18 protein-coding genes are annotated in these 22,443 nt (G+C 48.3%); 10 read left to right on the top strand and 8 right to left on the bottom strand.

The features are described from left to right. Window positions 1–121 precede the first annotated feature (121 nt). Window positions 122–2,551, bottom strand: coding sequence for an ABC transporter permease (locus AC6R10_RS15370; protein WP_500672778.1), 2,430 nt, complete (start codon window positions 2,549–2,551; stop codon window positions 122–124). Window positions 2,552–2,553: 2 nt separating this feature from the next. After that, entirely contained in the window at window positions 2,554–3,228 is a 675-nt protein-coding gene (locus tag AC6R10_RS15365; protein ID WP_500672777.1) for an ABC transporter ATP-binding protein, read from the bottom strand. Between AC6R10_RS15365 and AC6R10_RS15360 the strand changes: the two genes are divergently transcribed. The 3 genes from AC6R10_RS15360 (at window position 3,227) to AC6R10_RS15350 (ending at window position 6,927) form a co-directional block, all read left to right on the top strand. After that, window positions 3,227–3,826 carry an arylesterase gene (locus AC6R10_RS15360; RefSeq protein WP_500634027.1) on the top strand — a complete coding sequence of 200 codons (600 nt, stop codon included), beginning with the start codon at window positions 3,227–3,229 and terminating at the stop codon, window positions 3,824–3,826. The genes AC6R10_RS15365 and AC6R10_RS15360 overlap by 2 nt on opposite strands. A gap of 99 nt (window positions 3,827–3,925) precedes the next feature. Then, complete coding sequence (gene fabV / locus AC6R10_RS15355) at window positions 3,926–5,128, top strand: enoyl-ACP reductase FabV (protein ID WP_500672776.1); 1,203 nt, start codon at window positions 3,926–3,928, stop codon at window positions 5,126–5,128. Window positions 5,129–5,274: 146 nt separating this feature from the next. After that, on the top strand, window positions 5,275–6,927 hold the full coding sequence (locus AC6R10_RS15350) for a P-loop domain-containing protein (protein WP_500672775.1): 1,653 nt from the start codon (window positions 5,275–5,277) through the stop codon (window positions 6,925–6,927). Between the two features lie 83 nt (window positions 6,928–7,010). On the opposite strand, the gene AC6R10_RS15345 is transcribed toward AC6R10_RS15350, so the two are convergent. Together AC6R10_RS15345 and AC6R10_RS15340 are read right to left on the bottom strand one after the other, a co-directional pair. Further along, window positions 7,011–7,628 carry a DNA-J related domain-containing protein gene (locus AC6R10_RS15345; protein WP_500634067.1) on the bottom strand — a complete coding sequence of 206 codons (618 nt, stop codon included), beginning with the start codon at window positions 7,626–7,628 and terminating at the stop codon, window positions 7,011–7,013. Window positions 7,629–7,760: 132 nt separating this feature from the next. Beyond that, entirely contained in the window at window positions 7,761–8,600 is an 840-nt protein-coding gene (locus tag AC6R10_RS15340; protein ID WP_500637632.1) for an isopenicillin N synthase family dioxygenase, read from the bottom strand. 214 nt (window positions 8,601–8,814) lie between these two features. Here AC6R10_RS15340 and AC6R10_RS15335 point away from each other — a divergent pair, with 214 nt between their 5' ends. After that, window positions 8,815–9,426, top strand: a complete 612-nt coding sequence (locus AC6R10_RS15335; RefSeq protein ID WP_500672774.1) for a DUF2238 domain-containing protein — start codon at window positions 8,815–8,817, stop codon at window positions 9,424–9,426. Here the strand turns inward: AC6R10_RS15335 and cutA are convergent. Together cutA and helD are read right to left on the bottom strand one after the other, a co-directional pair. Then, the gene (cutA, locus tag AC6R10_RS15330) at window positions 9,390–9,704 is read right to left on the bottom strand and encodes a divalent-cation tolerance protein CutA (protein WP_487902905.1); all 315 of its coding nucleotides are present in this window, start codon (window positions 9,702–9,704) and stop codon (window positions 9,390–9,392) included. The two genes, AC6R10_RS15335 and cutA, sit on opposite strands and share 37 nt — an antisense overlap. Window positions 9,705–9,722: 18 nt before the next feature. After that, a complete protein-coding gene (helD, locus tag AC6R10_RS15325; RefSeq protein WP_500672773.1) occupies window positions 9,723–11,801 on the bottom strand; it encodes a DNA helicase IV in 2,079 nt (692 codons plus the stop codon). Window positions 11,802–12,006: 205 nt separating this feature from the next. Here helD and yccS point away from each other — a divergent pair, with 205 nt between their 5' ends. The 6 genes from yccS (at window position 12,007) to AC6R10_RS15295 (ending at window position 18,759) form a co-directional block, all read left to right on the top strand. Further along, complete coding sequence (yccS, locus tag AC6R10_RS15320; protein WP_500656820.1) at window positions 12,007–14,181, top strand: YccS family putative transporter; 2,175 nt, start codon at window positions 12,007–12,009, stop codon at window positions 14,179–14,181. 94 nt (window positions 14,182–14,275) lie between these two features. Continuing rightward, window positions 14,276–14,500, top strand: coding sequence for a hypothetical protein (locus AC6R10_RS15315; protein ID WP_334551826.1), 225 nt, complete (start codon window positions 14,276–14,278; stop codon window positions 14,498–14,500). 55 nt (window positions 14,501–14,555) lie between these two features. Then, window positions 14,556–14,834, top strand: a complete 279-nt coding sequence (locus AC6R10_RS15310; protein WP_500656821.1) for a hypothetical protein — start codon at window positions 14,556–14,558, stop codon at window positions 14,832–14,834. Window positions 14,835–15,007: 173 nt separating this feature from the next. Further along, entirely contained in the window at window positions 15,008–16,270 is a 1,263-nt protein-coding gene (locus AC6R10_RS15305; protein WP_500672772.1) for a hydroxymethylglutaryl-CoA reductase, read from the top strand. Between the two features lie 175 nt (window positions 16,271–16,445). Further along, on the top strand, window positions 16,446–17,987 hold the full coding sequence (gene glpD, locus AC6R10_RS15300; protein WP_500672771.1) for a glycerol-3-phosphate dehydrogenase: 1,542 nt from the start codon (window positions 16,446–16,448) through the stop codon (window positions 17,985–17,987). Window positions 17,988–18,093: 106 nt separating this feature from the next. After that, window positions 18,094–18,759: a PilZ domain-containing protein gene (locus AC6R10_RS15295; RefSeq protein ID WP_500672770.1), complete on the top strand. Its 666-nt coding sequence runs from the start codon at window positions 18,094–18,096 to the stop codon at window positions 18,757–18,759. 39 nt (window positions 18,760–18,798) lie between these two features. Here AC6R10_RS15295 and luxQ read toward each other — a convergent pair whose 3' ends face one another. Together luxQ and AC6R10_RS15285 are read right to left on the bottom strand one after the other, a co-directional pair. Beyond that, window positions 18,799–21,345: a quorum-sensing autoinducer 2 sensor kinase/phosphatase LuxQ gene (luxQ, locus tag AC6R10_RS15290; RefSeq protein WP_500672769.1), complete on the bottom strand. Its 2,547-nt coding sequence runs from the start codon at window positions 21,343–21,345 to the stop codon at window positions 18,799–18,801. Continuing rightward, a complete protein-coding gene (locus AC6R10_RS15285) occupies window positions 21,342–22,400 on the bottom strand; it encodes an autoinducer 2-binding periplasmic protein LuxP (protein WP_500672937.1) in 1,059 nt (352 codons plus the stop codon). Before AC6R10_RS15285 ends, luxQ begins: the two co-directional genes overlap by 4 nt. Window positions 22,401–22,443: the final 43 nt, after the last annotated feature.

The following is a 22,443-nucleotide window of genomic DNA, read 5'->3' as shown; positions in this document are numbered from 1 at the left end:
CTTTGCTGCATGCTTGAACTTTCCTAGCGTTGCGCGATTTAGTGAGTTATCTACAGGTCAAGTTATCCCAAACCTTATCCACCGTTTTTGTGGATAACTGAATAACTTGACCCGAACAGCGTCAGCTAAACTCTTTATTTATAGGGGCTAACAGTTTTTTAATCATACTGAAAACAACCAACGCCAGTGTGCAAAACGTGATGATTGGCATGGTTAACCACAACAAATAATGCAAGCTTGGGGTGAGATCAAAACCGAAGTAAATGATCCCACCGACTACGGCTTCTGCCCCCAGTGCGGCAATCAAACCAGCAATCAATGCCATCAAGCCATATTCTGCCCAAATGGTGCGCGTGACCCGTTTTCGACTCGCACCTAACGTTCGGTAGAGCTGCATCTCTGATTTACGTTGTGACAGACTTAGCCTCAGCAACGTAAAGATCAAAAGTAACCCTGCCAAGACGCCAAGTGCCGCCAATAAGGTAATCGACCAAACGATTTGCTCAAGCAGCGATTGGATTTTCTCACCCATTTGACGAATATCCATCAAGCTAACCGTTGGGTGCGCCTTTGACAGAGTATTGAGCAACCCGTCATGTTGGTCGTCGACGCGAAAGCTGACCAAAAACGTCGCTGGGATTTGCTCTAGCACATCCGGCGTAAAAATGAAGTAAAAATTAGGCTTCATATCACGCCATTCTACGGCACGCACAGAATTCACCATCGCAATTATCGTTTGGCCGTTAATCACAAACTCAAGCTCATCACCAATCGCTAGACCCAGATCGCTAGCGACATCCGACTCAACGGACACGCCGCCCTTTTCAGTCCACTCACCCTCAAGCAACTCGTTGTGTGCAGGAATCCCCTCGGCGTAGGTAAAATTGAGCTCACGACGCAGTGCGTCGTTGCCTTCTCCGCCATCAGAGGCTTCTTTCGCATCTTGCCCATTAATTTTCGTCAAGCGGCCCCGAATGATGGGATAGTCGTCGGAGCGAGTGATCCCATTTTGGTCCAACACCTCTAAATAGGCCTCTCTTTCGTAAGGTGCGATATTCAGAGCGAAGGCATTCGGCGCATCTGGCGGAATAGTACGTTGCCAATCAGAGAGTAGATCAGTGCGAACGAGCCACATCACGGCCAGCAGCATCAAAGAAAGCCCAAGAGCGCCAAATTGCAAACCGGTTGCCGTCATTGAGCGGTTGATGCGCGAGAGCGCCAATTTGAATGACGTACTCAGTGGCATTTTGGCTAACTGCTTGGTGACAAGCAGACTCACCGCGCCGAGCAGCACAAACAGCAGCACCATACCCAGCATGACAATCCAAACCAACATGTTATCGTAGTATGCCGCGAGCATCGGCACGACAGGCACCAGAATCAACCACTTTGACTTATGGCCCGTGTCGCTTGCTTGGGGTTGCATCACATTGACCGCACTGACACTCACTAAACGATGAAGAGGAATCCCAAGGGCAGGTACGGCGATACACACGCTGCTGGCAAGCGCGACCAGCGCAGGCGTCAAGCCATAGCTCGGGAGTGGATTAGGTAGCAAGTCAACCAGAGGAATGCGGAGTAACACTTCTAACCCGACACCGATCAGTAAGCCAAGCACGCTCGCTGTCAGTAGCAGTATCGCGACCTGAATAGAAAGCCAGCGGACAATCCACTGCTTTGTGGCGCCAAGGCTTTTCAACATGGCAATGGTCTTGGTGCGAGTAGAGACGTAGTGCTGACAGGTCAGTACCAATGTGGTTGCGGCCATAATGACTACAATCGCGACGCTGAGAGACAAATATTGCTGAGTGCGCTGGAAAACATCGTTGGTACGACTGGCACTGTTTTGATCTCGCCAACGTTCACTTGGGGTCAGTTCAATGCGGCTTTTTAGCGTCTCTATGCTGGTGTCGTCGCCATTCAAAAATAGGTTGTAGCGCACGCGACTGCCGAGCTGAATAGCGCCTGTCTTATCGATGTCATCCATGTGGATAAAGACCGACGGCATTTGCTGAAATGGATTGAAGCTTAGCCCTGGCTCTTCTAATACACGTCCTGTAACGGTGAAATCGGCATCACCAATAGTGACGGCGTCACCAATAGTAACCTCTAACTGGGCAAATAGACGCTCGTCAAGCCACAGCTCACCAGGCGCTACTCGTGCTTTTTCCCCTTGGCCATCACTTAAGCGAAAATCACCTTGCAGCGGATAGTTCGACTCTACCGCCTTAACGGTGATCAGTTTCATCTGCGCGTCACTAAACGCCATGGTGGCAAAGCGAGTTTGACGCGCAGTGTCCATATTCAATGCCGCGGCGTTTTGTAGCAATGTTTCGGGCAGAGGATTCGAGCTACTGAACTGCACATCCGCCGTTAACGCTTGCTTGCCCTGTTTGACGATGACCTGCTCCATGCGGTTCGCTAAAGCAGTTAAGGCAAAGATGCAGGCGATAATTAACGTCAGCGCGGCGGCAATCGGCCAGAGCTGGCCTTGACGAATTTCACTGACACTCCAGCGCACTAGACGGGAGTTTAAACGAGAGTGTGCCATCCCTACTCTCCTTTGATCTGACCAGCCGACATGACTATGGTGCGATCGCACATACGTGCTAGCTCGCTGTCATGGGTCACCAGCACTAAGGTCGTCCCGTGCTGTTTATTGAGTTCAAACAACAGCTCGATCACTTTCGCTGCGGTGTGTTCATCCAGATTTCCCGTCGGTTCATCGGCGAAGAGGATTTTCGGTTCAATCATGAAAGCGCGCGCCAAAGCAACACGCTGCTGTTCACCCCCTGACAGCTGAGAGGGAGAGTGATGCATTCGATGCTCAAGTCCTACCGACGTTAACAACATTTTTGCGCGCTCAATGTTTTCGTCTTCGCCTTTCAGTAAGCATGGCAAAGTAACGTTCTCTAACGCGCTCAAACTCGGTATCAGCAAAAAGCTCTGAAAAACAAACCCAACCGATTCACTGCGTATTTTCGCCCTTTGCTCATCATCCAGCTCTGATAAAGTTTTACCTAGCAGCTGGATTGAGCCTTTTGTTGGGATGTCGAGACCGGCTAACAACGTCATCAAGGTGGACTTACCCGCACCGGATGTGCCGACGATCGCCACACTCTCTCCGGCAAAGATTTCAAGATTTACCTCTTCAAGGATTGTTAATTGCTCCTGTTTAGTGGAGACTATTTTTGATAATGACGTTGCTTGAATGATGGATGTTTGCATGATTCGTTTACTTTCCTTGGTCTTTTTTCTCGTTTTTGTTCAACCCGCATATAGCGCTAAGCTATTGGTTTTAGGAGATAGCCTGAGTGCAGGTTATCAAATGTCGATTGAAGAAGCATGGCCTACCTTGTTACCTAATGTAATGAAAACCAAAGGCCATGATCTTGCGGTCATTAATGGCAGTATCTCTGGAGATACCTCAGGTAACGGCCTCAGCCGGCTGCCTAGCCTGCTAAGTGAGCATCAGCCGGATTACGTATTAATCGAGCTTGGCGCTAACGATGGCTTGCGCGGATTTCCACCTAACGTGGTCGAAAACAACCTCTCGGCCATCATCGAACAAGTCAAACAGCAAGGGGCAATGCCGCTTTTAATGCAAATCCATGTATTACCCAATTACGGTAAGCGTTATACGCAAGCGTTTTCAGCCGTTTATCCCAAAGTGGCAGACGCACACAATGTGCCACTGCTGCCTTTCTTTCTTGAAGGCGTCATCACAGAGCCTCAATGGATGATGAACGACGGACTGCATCCTAAACCTGAAGCCCAACCTTGGATCGCTGATTTTGTCGCCAACGAGCTGGTAAAATTTCTGTAAATACTGATAGATAATCACTTGTCATTGGTCTGGCTCAATAAACTTTACCTATTTTTACGCTAGGTTAATCAGACAACGTCCGTTTCTAAGGAAAGTTTCATGATAATTGAACCAGTAATACAAGGTGTGGTAGCTCGCAGTGCGCATCCTTACGGCTGTGAACAAGCTCTCCTCCGTCAAATCCAATACGTACAACAAGCAGAGCCGATCAAAAACGGACCAAAACGTGTGCTAATCATTGGTGGCTCTTCAGGGTTTGGTTTGGCATCGCGTATCGCTCTGACGTTTGGCGGGGCTCAAGCTGATACCATCAGCGTCTCCTTTGAGCGTAGCCCAAGTGAAAAAGGCGTAGGCAGCGCAGGTTACTTCAATGACTACTTCTTCAAACAGCATGCTGAAAAGGCAGGACGAATCGCGGTAAATATTCATGGCGATGCGTTCTCTTCAGCGATCAAGAACGAAGTCGTTGAAGCGATAGAAACCTATTTTGAAGGCGAAGTCGATTTAATTATCTACAGTGTCGCCAGCGGCCTGCGACCTAACCCTGACACCGGTGAAGTGTGGCGCTCAGCCATTAAGCCAATGTTTGAACCGATTACCGGTGCAACGATCGATCTCGAGCACGATGCGTGGATCAACACCCGATTAGAGCCCGCAACGGAAGAAGAAGCGCATCATACACAAAAAGTGATGGGCGGCGAGGATTGGGAAGCCTGGGTGGATACCTTAATCAACTCAGAATCGATTGCCCAAGGTTGTCAAACGCTTGCTTTTTCTTACATCGGGCCTGAGATCACCCACCCTATCTATCTTGATGGCACCCTTGGAAGAGCCAAAGTCGATTTGCATCAGACTAGCCATTCATTAAATTTGAAATTAGCCAATTTCGATGGCGGCGCATTCGCTTGTGTGTGCAAGGCGCTGGTCACTAAGGCAAGTGTATTTATCCCTGGATTAACGCCTTACCTTTTGGCGCTCTACAAAGTGATGAAAGCGCAAGGCGTGCACGAAGGGTGTATCGAGCAAATGCAACGGCTCTACGCAAGCAAGCTCTACAATCAAGCAAAAGTAGAGGTTGATGGCGAACGGTTAATACGTATTGACGATCTTGAATTGGCCAAGCCCGTTCAGGATGAGGTGGCGCTCCTACTCAAAGAGATGAACCAAGATAACTTCAAACAGCTTGGTGACTATCAAGGCTACAAGCAGGAGTTTCTCAATTTGAATGGTTTCGGATTTGATGCCATTGATTATCACGCTGATGTCGATTTAGCCCCATTTATCGAAACAAAAGAGGCGTAACTTCCCCTACTCGCCGTGCCTTCCTCGCGCGGCGAGTGCTCTAGGCTCCGCTGACCTCTAGCACCTTATTCGTCGGTAGTTTACCTTTACTCTGCGCCGACAGGTTTCTATAATCCACGCTTTCAAAATTCTATAGTGAGCCAGTCATGGATCAGTTAACCGCCACCCTTAAAAAAATCGAAAAGCAGAACTATCGCGCTTATCAGCAAATCAAAGGTCAATACGACTTTGGCGATTACACCTTTCACATCGACTACGTTCAAGCCGACCCACATGCGTCAGCATCACGAGTGCGCGCACTCCGCCCTTGGTCGTTGACCGGATTAGACTGGCTACGTGAGCAATCTGCTGTCTATCAAATTGCGGCACGCGACTTTATCGCCCGCACCTTTGCTCAACTGGCAAAACAAGAAAACCTCATCAGCATCGCCCTAACGGGTCAAACTGTGATGGATTCCACTGCGGTGATGTTTACTGACGAAGGCATAGAGCTGCGTTTTCGGGTTAATTTACCCGCAGAAGGACGCAGTGTCCTTGGCAAAAAAGCGCTTAACCTCCTCACCTTTCACCTACCTAAATTTATCCGTCGTGCCACGATTGAGCGCGAGTTAGATAAAGCCGCTCTGATTGCACATTGCCAAGGTGTGGAAGATCAACAAGCGATTCGAGATCAACTGGATGAGCGTGGCTTAGTCGCCTTTATTGGTAATGGCGCCGTGCTGCCGCGTTTGGCCGGTAACTCTGACTTGCCAATGAAAGAAGCGGTCGCGTTTGTCTCGCCGCCGTCGCTTGAAGTGACGTTCCATACCCCTCATCACGGTGCGGTGTCAGGTATGGGCATTCCGGCTGGCATTACATTGATCGTTGGTGGCGGCTTTCATGGCAAATCGACGCTACTGAGCGCTATCGAACGCTCTATTTACAACCACATTGCCGGCGATGGCAGAGAATGGGTCGTCACCAGCAGCGAAGCGATGAAAATCCGCGCCGAAGACGGGCGCTGCGTGCATGACTTGAACCTGTCAAACTACATCAACCACTTGCCGATGGGCAAAGATACGGCTCATTTCTCAACCCAAGACGCGTCCGGTTCGACCTCTCAAGCAGCATGGTTACAAGAATCCGTTGAAGCTGGCGTGAAAGCGATGCTGATTGATGAAGATACCTCAGCCACCAACTTCATGATTCGTGATGAGCGCATGCAGGCTTTGGTCGCAAAAGGTGATGAACCGATCACACCCTTGGTCGATCGCATTGGCCAGTTACGTGATGAATTGGACATCTCGACCATAGTTGTTATGGGGGGCTCAGGCGATTACCTAGATGTGGCGGATACCGTGATTCAAATGCACGATTACCAAGCCATCGATGTGACTGAAAAAGCGAAACTTGTTACGCAAGAGCACCCAACCACGCGTCAAAATGAAGCCGAATCAGCGCTCGCTACTTTCCGTCCTCGTAAATTGAATTGCTCTGCTTTACAAGCGGTATTGGCAGACGGCAAGTTTCGCGTTGCGGCGAAAGGCGTCGATTCACTGCGTTTTGGCAAAGAGTTTACCGACCTTTCGGCTCTTGAGCAGTTGGAATCTAGCTCAGAAGTGAACGCGATTGGCTGGTTGTGGTTTCAGTTGGCTCAGCGTCCTGGTTGGTCTGCCAACCCTGCTAAAGACGTGGCACAAATGCTCAATGACCAGTGGCATCACACTATGCCCAATCAAGGTGACCTTGCTAAACCGCGTGTGTTGGACGTCATGGCCGCGCTCAACCGCATGCGCAAATCGCAGTTTAAAGGTCAATAAAACGTTGAATATGTGACGTGGTCACAATATGGACAGCAGCCGCTCGGTTTGCTGTCCACGGTTTGTCTGCCTAGAATCCCTTTTTACTGGCGAAGCACGTTCCACGCTTCACACAGTACTCGGAATCGTTCGCTGTTGCCATTCTCTCTATCAGGGTGCCACTTCAGCGCCAACTTACGCCACGTTTTTCGTATCTCTGTCTGTGTCGCCTCTTGAGGCAATTCAAATAGTGACAGTGCTTTGCGGCGGTCCATATCTTCATGATGATTGCCCCCAAGAAACCTCTGATAGCGACTCCAAAATTCATTCAGCAGACGCTTCACTTCGCCCTCTTCTGCTTCATAATTGGACCACTGGGTGTAGTAATCTCGCAAAGGATCATCGGTATCAATCGCAAAACCATGACTTTGTAGCGTCGGTAAAAGGACAATATTCATCGCCTGGACTTGCAGCCAATTATCTGGGTAAAGCGTCTCTTGCAGTTGGTACAGGGCGTTCATCATCAAGAAATTGCGTTTAAAGAGATCTTTTTCTGGCAAAGGATCCAACTCAGGCATATAACCAAGTTCACTAAGATGAGCCGCTAAGGTGTGAACCTTCCACCCCGACGGCTTTTTGCGTAGCACTTCGAGGATTGGCCAAAGCAGAGGGTTTTCCATGTATTGCTGAAACGACGTCGCGAGTGCTTGCTGATTACCCATAGGATCCTTCACCGTTTTTCTTTTACTTAAATGGATCCTCTACCATTTGTCGAGTAAAACAGATAACAACTGTTATTCTGTGCGAAAAAAAGAGCCACCAAAGGCGACTCGATTCTCATCCGCTTGATAGGGTTAGATGACCCCTAACTCACGTAGGCGTTCCATCAAGTAGCTGTCGGCAGTGTAACGCTCTGACAGCACAACCTCAGGCTTGGGGTGCAAAAAGAGCGGCAGTGAAATGCGTGAGTGCTCTTGGCGAGCGCCGGTTGGATTGATCACGCGATGCGTGGTCGATGGGAAATAGCCACCGGATGCTTCTTGTAACATATCACCAATATTGATGATGAGGTTGCCAAAATCGCAAGGCACATCGATCCAGTCACCCTCTTTACTTTTCACTTGCAAGCCCGGTTCGTTGGCGGCGGGCAATACGGTCAACAAGTTAATGTCTTCATGAGCCGCTGCGCGAATGGCGCCAGGCTCTTCATCGCCCGTCATTGGGGGGTAATGCAGAATGCGTAGCAAGGTTTTCTGGCTACCATTGATCATCTCAGAAAGCGCAATCGAGAATTTCTCCTGTACCTCTTTCGGCGCATGAGCTTCAACCCAGCCGAGCAGCTCTTGGGCAAATCTGTCTGCACGCTGGTAGTAATCAAGAATTTGTGCTTTGAGCTCCTCAGGAATCTGCCCCCAAGGATAGACGTGAAAATACTCTTTAATGTCTTTTACTGTATGACCTTTCGCGACCTCTGAGACACTAGGCGGGAAATAACCATCTTGCGTTTCGACGTTAAAGTGGAAATCATTTTTGCGCTCTGAGGTAAAAAATTGGTACCAATTTTCGTAAATTGACTCGACCAACTCTTGCGGAATTGGGTGGTTTTTTAACACACCAAAGCCGGTCTCTCTCAGGGATTGAACAAATTGCTCTGCGGCATCGTCAGCAAGGTAATCAACGGTATCCAGTTTCATGCTTTCTTTACTCGTTATTAGAATTTGACTCGATTCTATGTGCCTCCTAGAGGTAAATCAAATGTTGACTACAGGTAACGTAAGTGTTTGCACGAAGAGTGTGCAGCAAAGCGGAATTTCAACATAAAGCGAGATCGGCAGAGTGAAAGTTACAATTGAACAGCGTTTTATTTAATGGTAAAACAGTAGCATATCAATCAAACCGTAAGCGACTATGCGTACAACACACCTAAAAACCCTGAAGTTTCTCACTGCAATCTATAGCGCAGTGTTTCTATTTTCTGTTGTTAACCCAAGTTCAATTCATGTTTGGTTGGCTGAAATTGTGCCTGCCGTGGCGATACTGGCGATTGTTTGGTGGTTATCCCAGCGCTACGTATTTAGCCATACGGCCTACATTCTGATGTTCGTCTGGCTGGTATTACACACGATTGGTGCAAAATATACGTTTGCTGAGGTCCCCTTTGACTGGTTCAACCAACTCATTGGCTCAGAGAGAAATCACTTTGACCGCGTTGCCCATTTCTCTATCGGCCTTTACGCCTATCCGATAGCGGAATACCTGATGAGAAAACGCAAGCTACCGTGGGGGCTGTCTGCGTGTTTTGCCCTATTCTCAATGATGTCGCTGGCAGCGGGCTATGAAATCATTGAGTGGTGGTACGCTGAATTGGCGGGTGGCGATGAGGGCATCGCCTTTCTCGGTTCCCAAGGTGATATATGGGATGCGCAAAAAGACATGCTGATGGACACCTTGGGCGCGTTAAGCGCACTCGCTCTGATGTCCGTTCAACGACGAGTGTTTGCCTCAAGCCAACTGAGATAAGGGTTGAAACCATCGACAATGGGCACTTGCACGACTTGCGGGGTGTCGTAATCGTGCAACTCCACCACCTTTTGTTCGACTTCAACGTAGTTGCTCTGAGTCGTTTTGATCACCAGTAAGGTTTCGTTGTCACGACACACTTGCTCTTGCCAGACATAGTGACTCTCAATGGGCATGGTTTGAATACAAGCAGCAAGCCTTTCTTTAAGTAACGCATCTATGATTCGCTCAGTAAGCGCTTGACTGTTGGTGGTGGTGAGCGCAATACAAAATTCCATCGGCCACTCCTCGCGGTGCTATTTCACAATACTGACCGGGTAATCCTCTTCAAGCAGCTCTTTGACAAAACTCGAACCGCTGCCGTTGAAGGTTACCCAAACCTTTTTCTTTGCGCGTGTAAGCGCGACGTAGAACAGTCTCCGTTCTTCTGCAAACGGGTAGCTTTCTTGTGATTGTGTCAAGGCGCCGTCCAAATGGAGCGCTTTCACTCGAGCTGGAAACTGCCCCTCATCCACATTTAATATAATCACAAAGTCGGCTTCACGTCCTTTGCTCGCGTGACAAGTCATAAATTCTATCGACAATTGTCGAAACCGTTTCTGCCAATCGTCGAGCAGTTCAGGGCGATGATAGTGATTTCGGGCGAGTAACATCACTTGGGTTGTTTGCTTGGCGTTACGATCAAGTTGATCAAGGATTTTTTCCACTTGACCTGCAGGTGCCAGTGTCACCGCTTTGCTCTTTTGTTGTTTGTGGCTATTGAGTGATTTTTGCAACTGCTGTGGATTTTGCTGCACAAATCGATTGGCAACCGCGCCCAACTGATTGTTAAAACGGTAAGTGGTGTCGAGATAGTGAATGGTCGCATGTTGGAAGCGTTCACTAAACCCTGTCGTCAACGAAACGTCAGATCCAGCAAATTGATAGATGGACTGCCAATCGTCGCCGACGGCAAATAACGCGCAGCCATCTTCCTCGTCATTGGGTTCAACTTGCGTACACAGCGCTTCAATCAAAGCAAGACGTGCGGGAGAGACATCCTGATACTCATCCACCATGATGTATTTCCAAGGCGCGCGGAACTTGCCCTTCTTCACATAGTCGACGGCTCTTGAAATCATAATATTGAAGTCAACTTGCTGCTGCTCTTTCAGCATCTGCTGCCAAGCTTGATAACAAGGCCACACCAAAGAGAGTTCGCTATTCAAACGAGTGTAGTCAGGGTGCTCAACCAATCGCTGCTGCAGCTCTTTCTTCGATACACCCATTGCAGCCAATTGACTCAACTGTTTCTCTAGCCATGCGATGAGTTTAGGGTTTTCAACATGACTGCCTAACTCATCATCCCCGGCCAAATAGGCGATGGGCCACTTGACCAAATGTTTTTGCCAACGCTTAAAGTTGGTCGGCGTCATCCAGTGCTTTTTCAACCAGTCGACACACCATCCGTGACGCAACTTATCGTCCACCGCGACGGGACAAATCTCAACGCGACTGGATTCAACATCATTTAATATCTTCAGTCCTAGACTATGAAATGTGCTGACTTCCACCCCTTCAGCGCTCAGACCAATTTTACTCTCAAGGCGCTGTTTCATTTCGCTTGCAGCGTCTTTACCAAACGCCAGCATTAAAATCTGATTGGCTTGCGCCAAATGACTTTGCAGCAAGTAGGCCACTCGCGCCGTCAATACACTGGTTTTACCCGAACCCGCGCCGGCTAAAATCAGGTTATTGTCATCATTGAGTAGTACCGCTCGGCGTTGAGAAAGGTTAAGCGGCGAGGACTCGATGCGTGAAAACAGTACCTCCCAATTCTCGAGTTCGGTTTCCATCCATTGATGATTGCGAGTTTGGAGTGACGTTTGTGTCTCTTCAATCCACGGTAGCAGTGGCGCTAAGCGCTTTGGCATCCGCAACTCAGCTTCTTCGAGTGTCATGCGCATGCATGCTAAATCGTCCATCACTTTCGTATTCCACGCAGCTAACATCGACTGCCTTAAGAACGTAGGTCGACGCAGTTGACGATCGATTGCCGCTTCCCACTCTGGCACATACTGGTTGAGCTGTTGGCATTGAGTGGCGTGCCACTGCTCATAACTGGCCACCGCGTGCAGCGCGAATTGCCGACACGCTTTTGGGCTAAGGCCCTGAACAATCCAACGACGCTCTTTACCGCCATCAATGTGGCTATAAAACTCGAGCCCACTCCATACAATCCCCGTTTTGACTTTGACTCGCCCATCCCAAACACGAAAAGGCACCCGTGTTTCTTTCGTTTCGGATCGTAGAATCAACTCCTGCTCGCCCAGTTCGACGTGGTGGTATTCGTTTTGAGTAAAAAATGTAGCGGATGGGGATGCACTTAACTGCATGTCACAAGGTTCCTTGGCGTCAATAATCAACTCGCAAACTCTAAACGTTAATGCGATGCCCCTACTTTTCAGAACCTTGCTACATAAGTCAAGGGCTGGGCGGGTCATTTGCGCATCGAACAGACCTATTTCATTACCTCGATCAGTTAGTTACCATAGAGTCGGTGGTAATGTTTACCCCAAAGCTAACCAAGAAGAGACGCCCGTGCCCTATTTGCACCAACTTCGCCTCCTGTGGGTGAACCGAACGTTTAATAACAGTTTACTGATTTTAATCACGCTGCTTGGCGCGGTAGTGCCTGCCTGGTATTGGCAGCAGCAGACGCTATTAGTCCCACTGATTCTTGGTATCATCGCGGCGGCGCTGGCTGAAACCGACAATAGCTTTGTTGGGCGGTTAAAGTCGATCACACTCACTTTGATCTGTTTCGCGATCGCCACCTTCTCGATAGAGCTGTTGTTTGATACGCCTTGGCTGTTCGCTCTGGGTCTGTTCACCTCGACATTTGGCTTTATCATGCTTGGCGCAATCGGTAGTCGCTACGCAAGTATCGCCTTTGGCTCGTTATTGATCGCTATCTACACCATGCTCGGCATTGACCAAAGTGGTGACAGTTGGTTCCAACCGATATTACTGCTTACTGGTGCGAGTTGGTATTTCCTGGTTTCTATGGTTTGGTTTGCAATTTGGCCGTTGCAACCGGTACAACAAAGTTTATCTACCGTTTTTTATCAACTCAGCCATTACCTAGATCTGAAAAGCCAATTGTTTCACCCAGTGACCAATTTGAATCCACAACCGATGCGTATCGAAGAGGCCAAACGCAATGCGGCGACCGTCACTGCGCTCAATCAGTGCAAATCGACGCTGCTCAGCCGCTCAAAACGTGGCCATGTGGACAGCGCCAGCGACCGTTTTCTTAATATCTACTTTATTGCGCAAGATATCCATGAGCGGTTAAGTTCGAGCCACTATCGTTACCAAGAATTAGCGCAACACTTTGAGCGTTCCGATATTTTGTTTCGTTTCAAACACCTTATTGACACGCAAAAACAGGCATGTCAGCGCATCAGTCAAGCCATCATGACTGGCAAAGCGTATCAACACGATACGGATTCAGTCATCGCACTGGATGAACTGCAAAACTCATTGGCGCACCTCCAAGCGCAAAATCACCCCACATGGAAACCTCTGCTAGCGCAGCTTGGTTACTTGTTTAACAACTTAGCCATGGTGGAAAAACTGCTCGCCAACGTCAGCAACCCAGACACCACAAAACCCGAAGAGGATGAATTGGATGACACCGAAGCGCACACGCTCAAATCGATGTGGCAGCGGGTACAATCCAACCTCAACAGTGACTCGATTCTGTTTCGCCATGCGCTACGCCTGTCTCTGTCATTAACGGTAGGTTACGGCATCATCCAAGCGTTTGATATTGACCATGGCTACTGGATTTTGCTCACCACCTTGTTCGTTTGCCAACCCAACTACAGCACGACTCGACAAAAACTGATTGGCCGTGTGGTCGGTACCATTGCTGGTCTTTTGGTTGGTGTGCCACTGCTGAGTTTTTTCCCCTCACAAGAGAGTCAGTTGGTGCTGATTGTCGCATCGGGTGTCGCCTTCTTTGCCTTTCGTTTGGCGAATTATGGCTACGCAACAGGCTTTATTACCGTTTTAGTTCTGTTTAGCTTCAACCAACTAGGAGAAGGCTACTCGGTGGTGCTTCCTCGTCTCGCGGATACGATCATAGGCTGCTTACTGGCCGTTGGCGCGGTGGCGTATATTCTCCCGGATTGGCAGTCTAAACGATTGCACACCGTGATGGCCGAAGCTATCGCTGCGAATCAAGCATATTTAGCCCAAATCATTGGCCAATATCGCGTGGGTAAAAAAGACAATCTGGCCTACCGAATCGCTCGACGAGCGGCGCACAATAGTGACGCGAACCTCACTGCCGCCATATCGACCATGCTCGCAGAGCCTGGGCGCTATCGAAGCGCCGTAGATGAGAGTTTCCGCTTTTTAACCTTAAACCATGCGCTGCTGAGTTATGTCTCAGCGTTAGGCGCGCACCGTACCCGCATCGACAACGAACAAACGCATGTATTGATTCTGGATACCCACCGGCTGATTCACCAGCATCTTGAACTGCTGCGCATGCGTTTAAATCGTAAACCTTACGCTGAAGACTTTGTGATTGCGGAAGATCCGACGATTACCTCTAGGCTAAGTGAGTGGCGTGAAGAAGACGACAATTCGGTGCGTCTCGTGTTGCAACAGCTGCACCTTATCTATCGAATGATTCCTGAGTTGCATTCACTGGCTAATAAATTCAGCGTAAGAGTGATAAGCCCCACTAATACAGAGTCATGAAATTGCTGTCATCTCACTTTTCCTGACAAAACTCGGACAAAAAAACAGCACAATCCCTTACGATTTGTATGAATTTTCGCACAGGCGTAAGACGATGAACGGAGACATCTCTTTCACAACTGAACTTGAGCACATGATGCTAAGTGGGGTTAATAATATGTCACCACAACAATTTGAGATTATCCGCACGCAGCTGCAGAGCCTATCACCTCAGCAGTTACGCGCACTTCTTGGTGATATCAACGCCAAATTGGATCATCCTAGTGAATCGATTATCTCAGATGATGAGCTAGATATGATCACAAGCCTCTTTTCGTAATCAAACTTGCTCAATGCAGGCAGACACCTTAAGCTTAGAGTAAGTGGAGGCGCTTATGTCTGTTTCAGCAATACAATCTGGCTATCATATCATCGACCAGTCATCTCGCATGGCTGAAGAGGCTGCGCTCGAGATCAACAACCAGACCAATGCCCCGATCCCACTTAAAGACAAATCCCTCGATTTCAATAAGGTCGAATTTAAAGTACCGGTAATTGACCACATCCAGCCGCTCGCCGAGCTGACACAAGCGGAGCAATACAGCAAAATCGGTACAAATGTCATTCAACGCGATCAAGATATGATTGGAACCTTATTAGATATCCATGTGTAAGACCTTGTCCCAAAACCAACTCGCGCAGCCAGTTGCCCATTTTCCTCAATCCTGTTTCGCTGCTTCTTGATTCGGTGTTGAGTTCAAACCTCACCCCGTTAGAATGCCTAACACTTTTTGTACGTTTATCACTATTTTTGTACGTTTATCACTATTTTTGTACGTTTATCACTATGCCCAAAATGAATCACGCCGCCCCGAACACCTACACGCCTTTCCAGACGCAAGATGAGGAGTATGACTTAACTTCACAACTTGCGCCTCGAGAAGGAAAACCGTCACGCCGATTGACGCCGAGCCCTTACATCTCCGAGAAAGCGCTAAACCAACGGTGGAAAACACTCTCGGCGCTCACCGACCGCTTATTGTTGCTTGATGATCAGACTGAGCAAAATTGTGCCATTTTTGACCGCAATATCGAGCACTTCATCGGCACGGTAAAAGTCCCGGTAGGCATCGCCGGCCCGTTGCGGGTAAACGGCCTACACGCACAAGACGACTATTTGGTTCCACTGGCGACCACCGAAGCCGCTCTTGTCGCGTCATACAACCGGGGCGCTCAGTTGATCACTAAGGCGGGCGGGGCCAGCGCAATGCTGCTCAACGAAGGCGTTACACGCACGCCGGTGTTTGTATTTGAAACACTGGCTGAGGCGGGCCAGTTTGTCGCTTGGGTCACCACCCAATATGAACAGTTCAAACACATTGCCGAGACCACGACCTCTCACGGTAAGTTGCATGATATCAATGTCAATATTGAGGGGAACCACGTCTACTTGGTGTTTGAATACCACACGGGCGACGCGAGTGGGCAAAACATGGTGACTATCGCGACCAATGAGGTTTATCACCACATCCTCAAGACTACCCCCATAGAACCCAAAGAAGCGTTTCTCGACGGCAATTTGTCAGGGGATAAAAAAGCCAATAACTACACTCTACGCCATGTACGAGGCAAAAAAGTGACCGCAGAAGTCACGATAAAACGCGCGTTGGTTGAGCGCTACTTGCATACGACGCCGGAAAAAATGGCTCGCTTTGGACAAGTCACCACAACTGGCGCTGCGTTGTCTGGCAGTATTGGCGTCAATGCGCACTATGCGAATGCGCTGGCGGCTTTGTACATCGCATGTGGTCAAGATGCAGCCTGCGTCGCTGAATCCGCCATCGGAATGACTCGAATGGAAGTCAACTCACAAGGCGACCTCTATGCTAGCGTCACACTGCCAAACTTGATGGTGGGTACCGTTGGCGGTGGGACTGGCCTGCCGAGCCAAAGAGCCTGCTTGGAAATTCTCGGGCTGTATGGTGCTGGCCACGCAAAAGCGCTCGCTGAAATGGCCGCCGCACTTTGCCTGGCGGGTGAGCTTTCCATTGTCGGTGCATTCTGTGCGGATCACTTCTCAAGAGCCCATCAAAAACTCGCCCGAAAATAAACGCCACTCATTGATGAAAAGTTTTAGGACCTCGGCTCAGCCGAGGTTTTTTTGATTCGTTCGATAGTCTGATTGGATCATATTCAAACTTTTTTCATTTCATCTCTATTCGAACCTGTTTTTTCGTGATTAAATGAACATAATAATGAGCGAATGAGCATTTTGGAGAAAATTAATGGACGCAAGCTTGTTGACACACTCCTCCCATGAACCGTTGGACGTTATCGTCATTGGTGGCGGAATCAATGGTGCTGGCATAGCTGCGGATGCAGCAGGCCGTGGGTTAAAGGTTGGGCTATATGAGGCTCAAGACTTTGCCGGTGCCACCTCTTCTGCGAGTTCAAAACTGATTCATGGCGGGCTGAGATATTTAGAGCATTACGAGTTTCGTTTAGTTTCGGAAGCGCTCGCCGAACGTGAAGTGTTGCTCAAGAAAGCCCCCCACATCGCATTCCCAATGCGCTTTCGCTTACCGCATCGACCATTTTTAAGGCCGGCTTGGATGATCCGAATTGGGCTGTTTCTTTACGACAACATTGGCAAAAGAACCACCCTACCCGCGAGCAAAAAGATCATGCTCGACAACCAGAGCATTACCAAGGCCGACATAAAGACCGGTTTTGAGTATTCCGATTGCTGGGTGGATGATGCACGCTTGGTGATTGAGAATATTCTTCACGCGAAACAAAATGGTGCCGAAGTCAGCAACTATTGTGAAGTGACCTCAGCAGTCAGAGACAAGGGCTTATGGCGCGTCACTTTCTACGATAAACGCACCGGCGTCGCACACGAGCGTCTAAGTAAAACACTGGTTAATTCAGCAGGTCCTTGGGTGAGAGAATTTCTCACTCAGCAAGCGAACGTCACTTCGCCCTATGGCATCCGCCTGATTAAAGGGTCGCATATCATCGTGCCAAAACTTCACGATGAACCTCAAGCATATATTCTGCAAAACGAAGATAAACGCATCGTCTTCGTTATTCCATACATGGAGAAGTTTTCAATCATAGGGACCACTGATGTCGAGTATCAAGGAGATCCACGCAAGGTCGCGATCTCCGATGAAGAGAAACATTACCTCCTCGACGTAGTAAACCGACATTTTCGTCACCAACTGTCGATTCAAGACATCATTTCAGACTACAGCGGCGTAAGACCACTGTGTGACGATGAGTCCGACTCACCCCAAGCCATCACTCGTGATTACACGCTATCTATCGATGGGCGTAATGGCGATGCGCCTGTACTGTCCGTTTTTGGCGGGAAACTGACCACTTATCGAAAACTGGCTGAAGCGGCAATGGAGCAGCTGAGTCAATATTTGGAGGTATTACCGGCTTGGACAGCAGAGACACCTTTACCGGGTGGTTTAGATTTTGATTGGAAAGATGCGAAGTCCGCACTTCAGACCAAGGCTCCCTATCTCGATTCATATACACTCAATCGTTGGTTAAGAGCCTATGGTTCGCGCGTCTTCTTACTTCTTGGTAATGCGCAAAAAGAGCAAGACTTGGGAATGAAATTTGCGCAAGGTGTCTATCAACGAGAAATCGATTTTCTCATCACTACAGAGATGGGGTATGAAGCAGGCGATGTACTGACGCGTCGCTCAAAATTGCATTTATTGTGCACTCAAGAGCAAATTGACGCCATCAGTGACTATATTGCGATTTGTCATTGCAAACAGGATGCACCTGTTTATGAGGGCGCTGTGTAACAGCATCACAAATCGGTGTCATATTTTTCGTGATTGCGGCTTTATTATGTGTCAGGTTTCATTATAGTGATTAACAAGAAACCTGATACAGGGTTACATGATACCTATGACTCACACCCACGAAACGCTCGACGAACTGTACACACTGCTTAGACCCGGAGTGAAACTGTCTGTCACACTCAATTTTGGCCCCAACGATGAGTTTAGCTTTACATCGAGCTACATTGGCCATAAAGAATCTCAATTCTTCGTTTTAGATTTTCCTCAAAAGGCCGCCGAAGCGCTGATCATGCGAAAATTGACCAACACTGAAGTGATTGTTCGAGGAATCACCGCCAGTAAACTCGGTCATGTGGTTGCGTTTAAATCGTCTGTGATGTGCAAGCTGAATCAACCTTGCCACATGTTGTGCGTCCGTGAGCCTAGTCATTTCGCCACCAAAACCATCCGCGATCATGAACGGTTCTCTGTTCATATGCCTGTCGAGATACGCGCAAACAACGTCAGCTATCAGGCAACGATCGTCGATGTATCTGTTTCAGGCTGTGCGGTGTTTATTACTGGTGAAAACGAACTCTCCACCAGCAGCGCCATAGAGTTGCACAATGACCTATCGAAAACCTTGCCTAAGCCGCCCAAATACTCCATTGTCAGTATCAACAAGGAAAAATCAGGTCATAAATTAGGCATAAAGTTTAGCCCTGAACTTGAGCTGACTGACGAGTTAAAGACGTTGTTTCTAGAACAAGCGCATTTGCATTCGAAGTTTTAAACGCCCTACCAAACGAATAGGGTGGCTGCTTCACCTCGACTAGGTATAGAAATGTTGTTTAAAGTAGTGGAACGCAACATTCAATGCCGACTCTTTGATCGGCTTGACGATGACGTAATTCGCTCCAGCTTGTTCAAAGGCTCTGCGCGTATCTTCCATTCCATCTGCGGTACAAGCAAAAACAGGCACGGTTAATTGGAGTTCACTGCGAATCCTTGCCGTCGTTTCGATGCCACCAAGGTTAGGCAGTTGGTTGTCCATCAATACCAAATCAAACACCTGAGCTTGCAACAACTCAAGGGCATTGTAGCCATCTTTTACCCACGTCACTTCCATGCCGTACTTTTCACAAAAGGCTTTGGCAATAAAGGCATTGGTATGGTTGTCTTCAACAAGCAATACTGAGAGCGCGCGATCGAAAAAGGTTTTCGGATCAAATTGCAACCCACTTTGTGCTTGTTTTTCATCGGCAATTTTAGTGTGGATAGGCAGTTGAACAGAAAAGAGCGTCCCCTCGCCCTTGGTACTCTCAATATCCGCGGTACCATCGAGCATTTCCACTAAGCTATGCACGATAGCTAAACCTAAGCCACTGCCTCCGTATTCGCGAGTGGTCGTCGACTCCGCTTGGACGAACGGTTCAAAAATGTGTTTAAGCCGCTCACCGTCAATACCTATTCCGGTATCTTCGACGACAATTTCGAGTAATTGCTCGCCCTCGTCACCCACTAGATGAATACGCACCGTCACCTGACCATGATGAGTAAACTTGACCGCATTACTGGCAAGATTAAACAGTATTTGATTCAAACGAACCTGATCACTATGCGCCCAAACTTGGTCCGAGATATTACTTTCCACAACAAAACCGATACCTTTTTCTTCGCATAGTGGTCTAAAAATATTGTCGACCGCACTGGTAAGCTCACTGAGCTTAAAATCAATGCGTTCGATGTTAAATTTTCCACGCTCGATTTTGGAAAAATCCAAAATATCGTCCAGCACCGCCAGCAAGTGCTCGCCACTATTACATAGCACATCGACTTTCTCGATATTGCTCGGCTCTTTGAGTTTATGTTTAAGTAACTGTGAGACCCCTAATATACCGTTGAGTGGCGTGCGCAATTCATGGCTCATTTTTGCTAGGAAATCGGCGCGCATACGTGCTGATTCAAGCGCCTCTTCTCGGGCACGCTTGCTCTGCTCTTCGGCCTCAATCAGGCTCGTCACATCTTGACCTTGAGCCATGATTTGTAGCTCTGTGTTGTCAACGTGAATGGGAGACAGATTCCATCGGTACGTCTTAGTGCCTATGTTGGTATTGATGCCGGTGAGCGTCGCGCCTTTGGCGCACATTCGAATATGAGGGGTAAGGCACTCAACCATGCTTGCTCCCCCTTCACTGGCGCGACTGCTCTCTCGAAACGCGCGCTCTGCAGAAGGGTTCATACGAATCAACTCACCATTGACGTCCCATAGCATGATTGGAGAGAGGGAGAAGTTGAACAAATCAGTGAACTGCTTTTCCTGTTGACGAATACGTTGAAACGAGCTTTGAAAGGCATGACCTATGTGGTCAAACTCTTTGATTGTGGATCCCGGAAAGGGCTCGAGTGTCATCGACTCGGACGTGCTTTCGGTGTAATCCATCAAAGTTTGCAGTTCGCTCGATAAGCGACGTCCAATCCAATAGCGTGTCGATACCGTAATCGCCACAATGAGTACGGCTATCACAACCATCCAGATGTAGCGTGTTTTAACAAACAACATGATGTGTTCATTGCTCTGGATGGTATAAACCGATAAATAAGTGGGCGACTCGTTGATGGTTAGATCGGTTTTTGACACCGTAAATTCACTGGCATTGAACGACTTTGAGGCAGCGGCAAGCCAATCTATATGACGCAAATCACTGTTTTTTGTACTCGATGCGATAATGTCTGAACCCACGACGAACATCAAATCGTTGGCGTTACTTGCTTTAAGTATCGAGTTGACCCACGAGAAGTTGTCATTCAACACCACAGCAATGTAAGCGTGGCCAAACACCTCACCAGTATCTAAGTTAACAATGGCGGTGCGCCGAAGCAGAACATAACGCACGCCGAGTGGCGTCGGCAATTGCTCTAAACGCCAAGCGCGACTTGCCACCGTCTCATCATGGAGGTGTTGGATCTGCGCTTGGGTGATACCATAAAATTGAAAATTGTAATCCGCCCAGACAACTTGATCACGCGAGGCGACAAATCGAAAATCCGGTGCAAGACTGGCGGTGCGTTGGTCAATGCCGTCAAAAATGCGGATGACGGCGTCGTCGTCGTTTCGCGCAACAGCCTCGAACAAACCATCGTTTAAGCTATAGCTGTCTTGTTGGATCTCAAGCGCATTCAAGCGGTAATTGAAATTTTCCTGAACAAGACTCTGAGTTTGCTGCTTGGAACGCGCGACTTCTTGCTCAACCACCTGTTGATTCACTTGGTAGTTTTGCACCAACATGACCATGGTTAAAAACACAATGGTCAAGAAAATTGAGTTAGTCAATAAGGTGGCAAGTTTGTGCTTGCTCCGACTCACGGTTTTGCTCATGGTTGATCTGAGTACCTAAATGCGCGCTGCTTTAGCGACCGCACCCGCTCGGAATCGTCATCTGCTGTGACCAATTCAAAATCACCAGAATAAACTTGCGGAACAGGTTTACTCTCTAGATCCCATTTGATCGCTTCTGCCATCGCGATGCCAGTATCATCATTCATGCGCATTACAGTAAACGACAAACGAGCATCGGCAAGCGCATCTAATTCGGCGCTTCCCCCACCCCATCCATTGATCAAGATATCCTCTCGCCCTTGCTCTTTAAGCGCATCTGATGCACCAAGTGCCACATCGGTTGAACATGCGTACATAAACTCAATCGAAGGATCGCGTTCTAAAGCCAGTTTTGCCGCTTCGTAGCCTGACTCACGCGTCGCTTGAGTGTAAAACGATGAAGACAACACATAATTGTCATGGTGACTCATCGCCTCGATAAAGGTATCACCTCGCGCATCACTGACGTAGCCTTCAGAAAAATAAAGCACTGAGTAACGACTTTGCTTGTCCGTGACTTTTTTATAGTGTTGTTCTAAAACCTCCGTACCTTTGATATGGTCAAATCCTATGTACAAAAAAGGTTGCTGATCGGTCCAAGCCCGAACTGGCGTGGTGATATTCTGCAATATGAGTTTAGTGTCAGTCGAACTCAGTACGTGTTCAATAAACTTGCGGTGTCGAGTGGTATCAAGGGTAAAGATTAAATAGTCAGTTTTACTTTGTACTGCTTCGAGTAATGACAAACTCTGCTGACGAACATCCGCATTCGGACGGGTAAATACCTGATTGATTTCGTAACGAATGCCCAGCCTATCTAAGCGCATTTCAAAAGCTTTGATATTACGCACCCAATAATCGGAGACTTGCTGACCAGGATAGATAACAGAAATAGAAATCGATTTCTCTTGCTTAGCCGCTAGTGGAACCGGCGCGTTTCGCACTGCCTCCCCAAGAGATTCGGTCAGCACTCGCTGTGTTGGAAATTCGTCCAAGTATTGGTCATATTGCCAATACCCATCAAGTACCTGCGTGGCCTGCGCTGTGGTAACCATAGAAAACAGCACCAAGCCTGCACCAAGCTTTTTTATTAGGTTA

The sequence above is a fragment of the Vibrio sp. R12-SG2-ISO1 genome (assembly GCF_059834045.1).
Note: the sequence above shows the minus strand (reverse complement) of the source record. Positions and strands in the feature narration are given on the sequence as shown.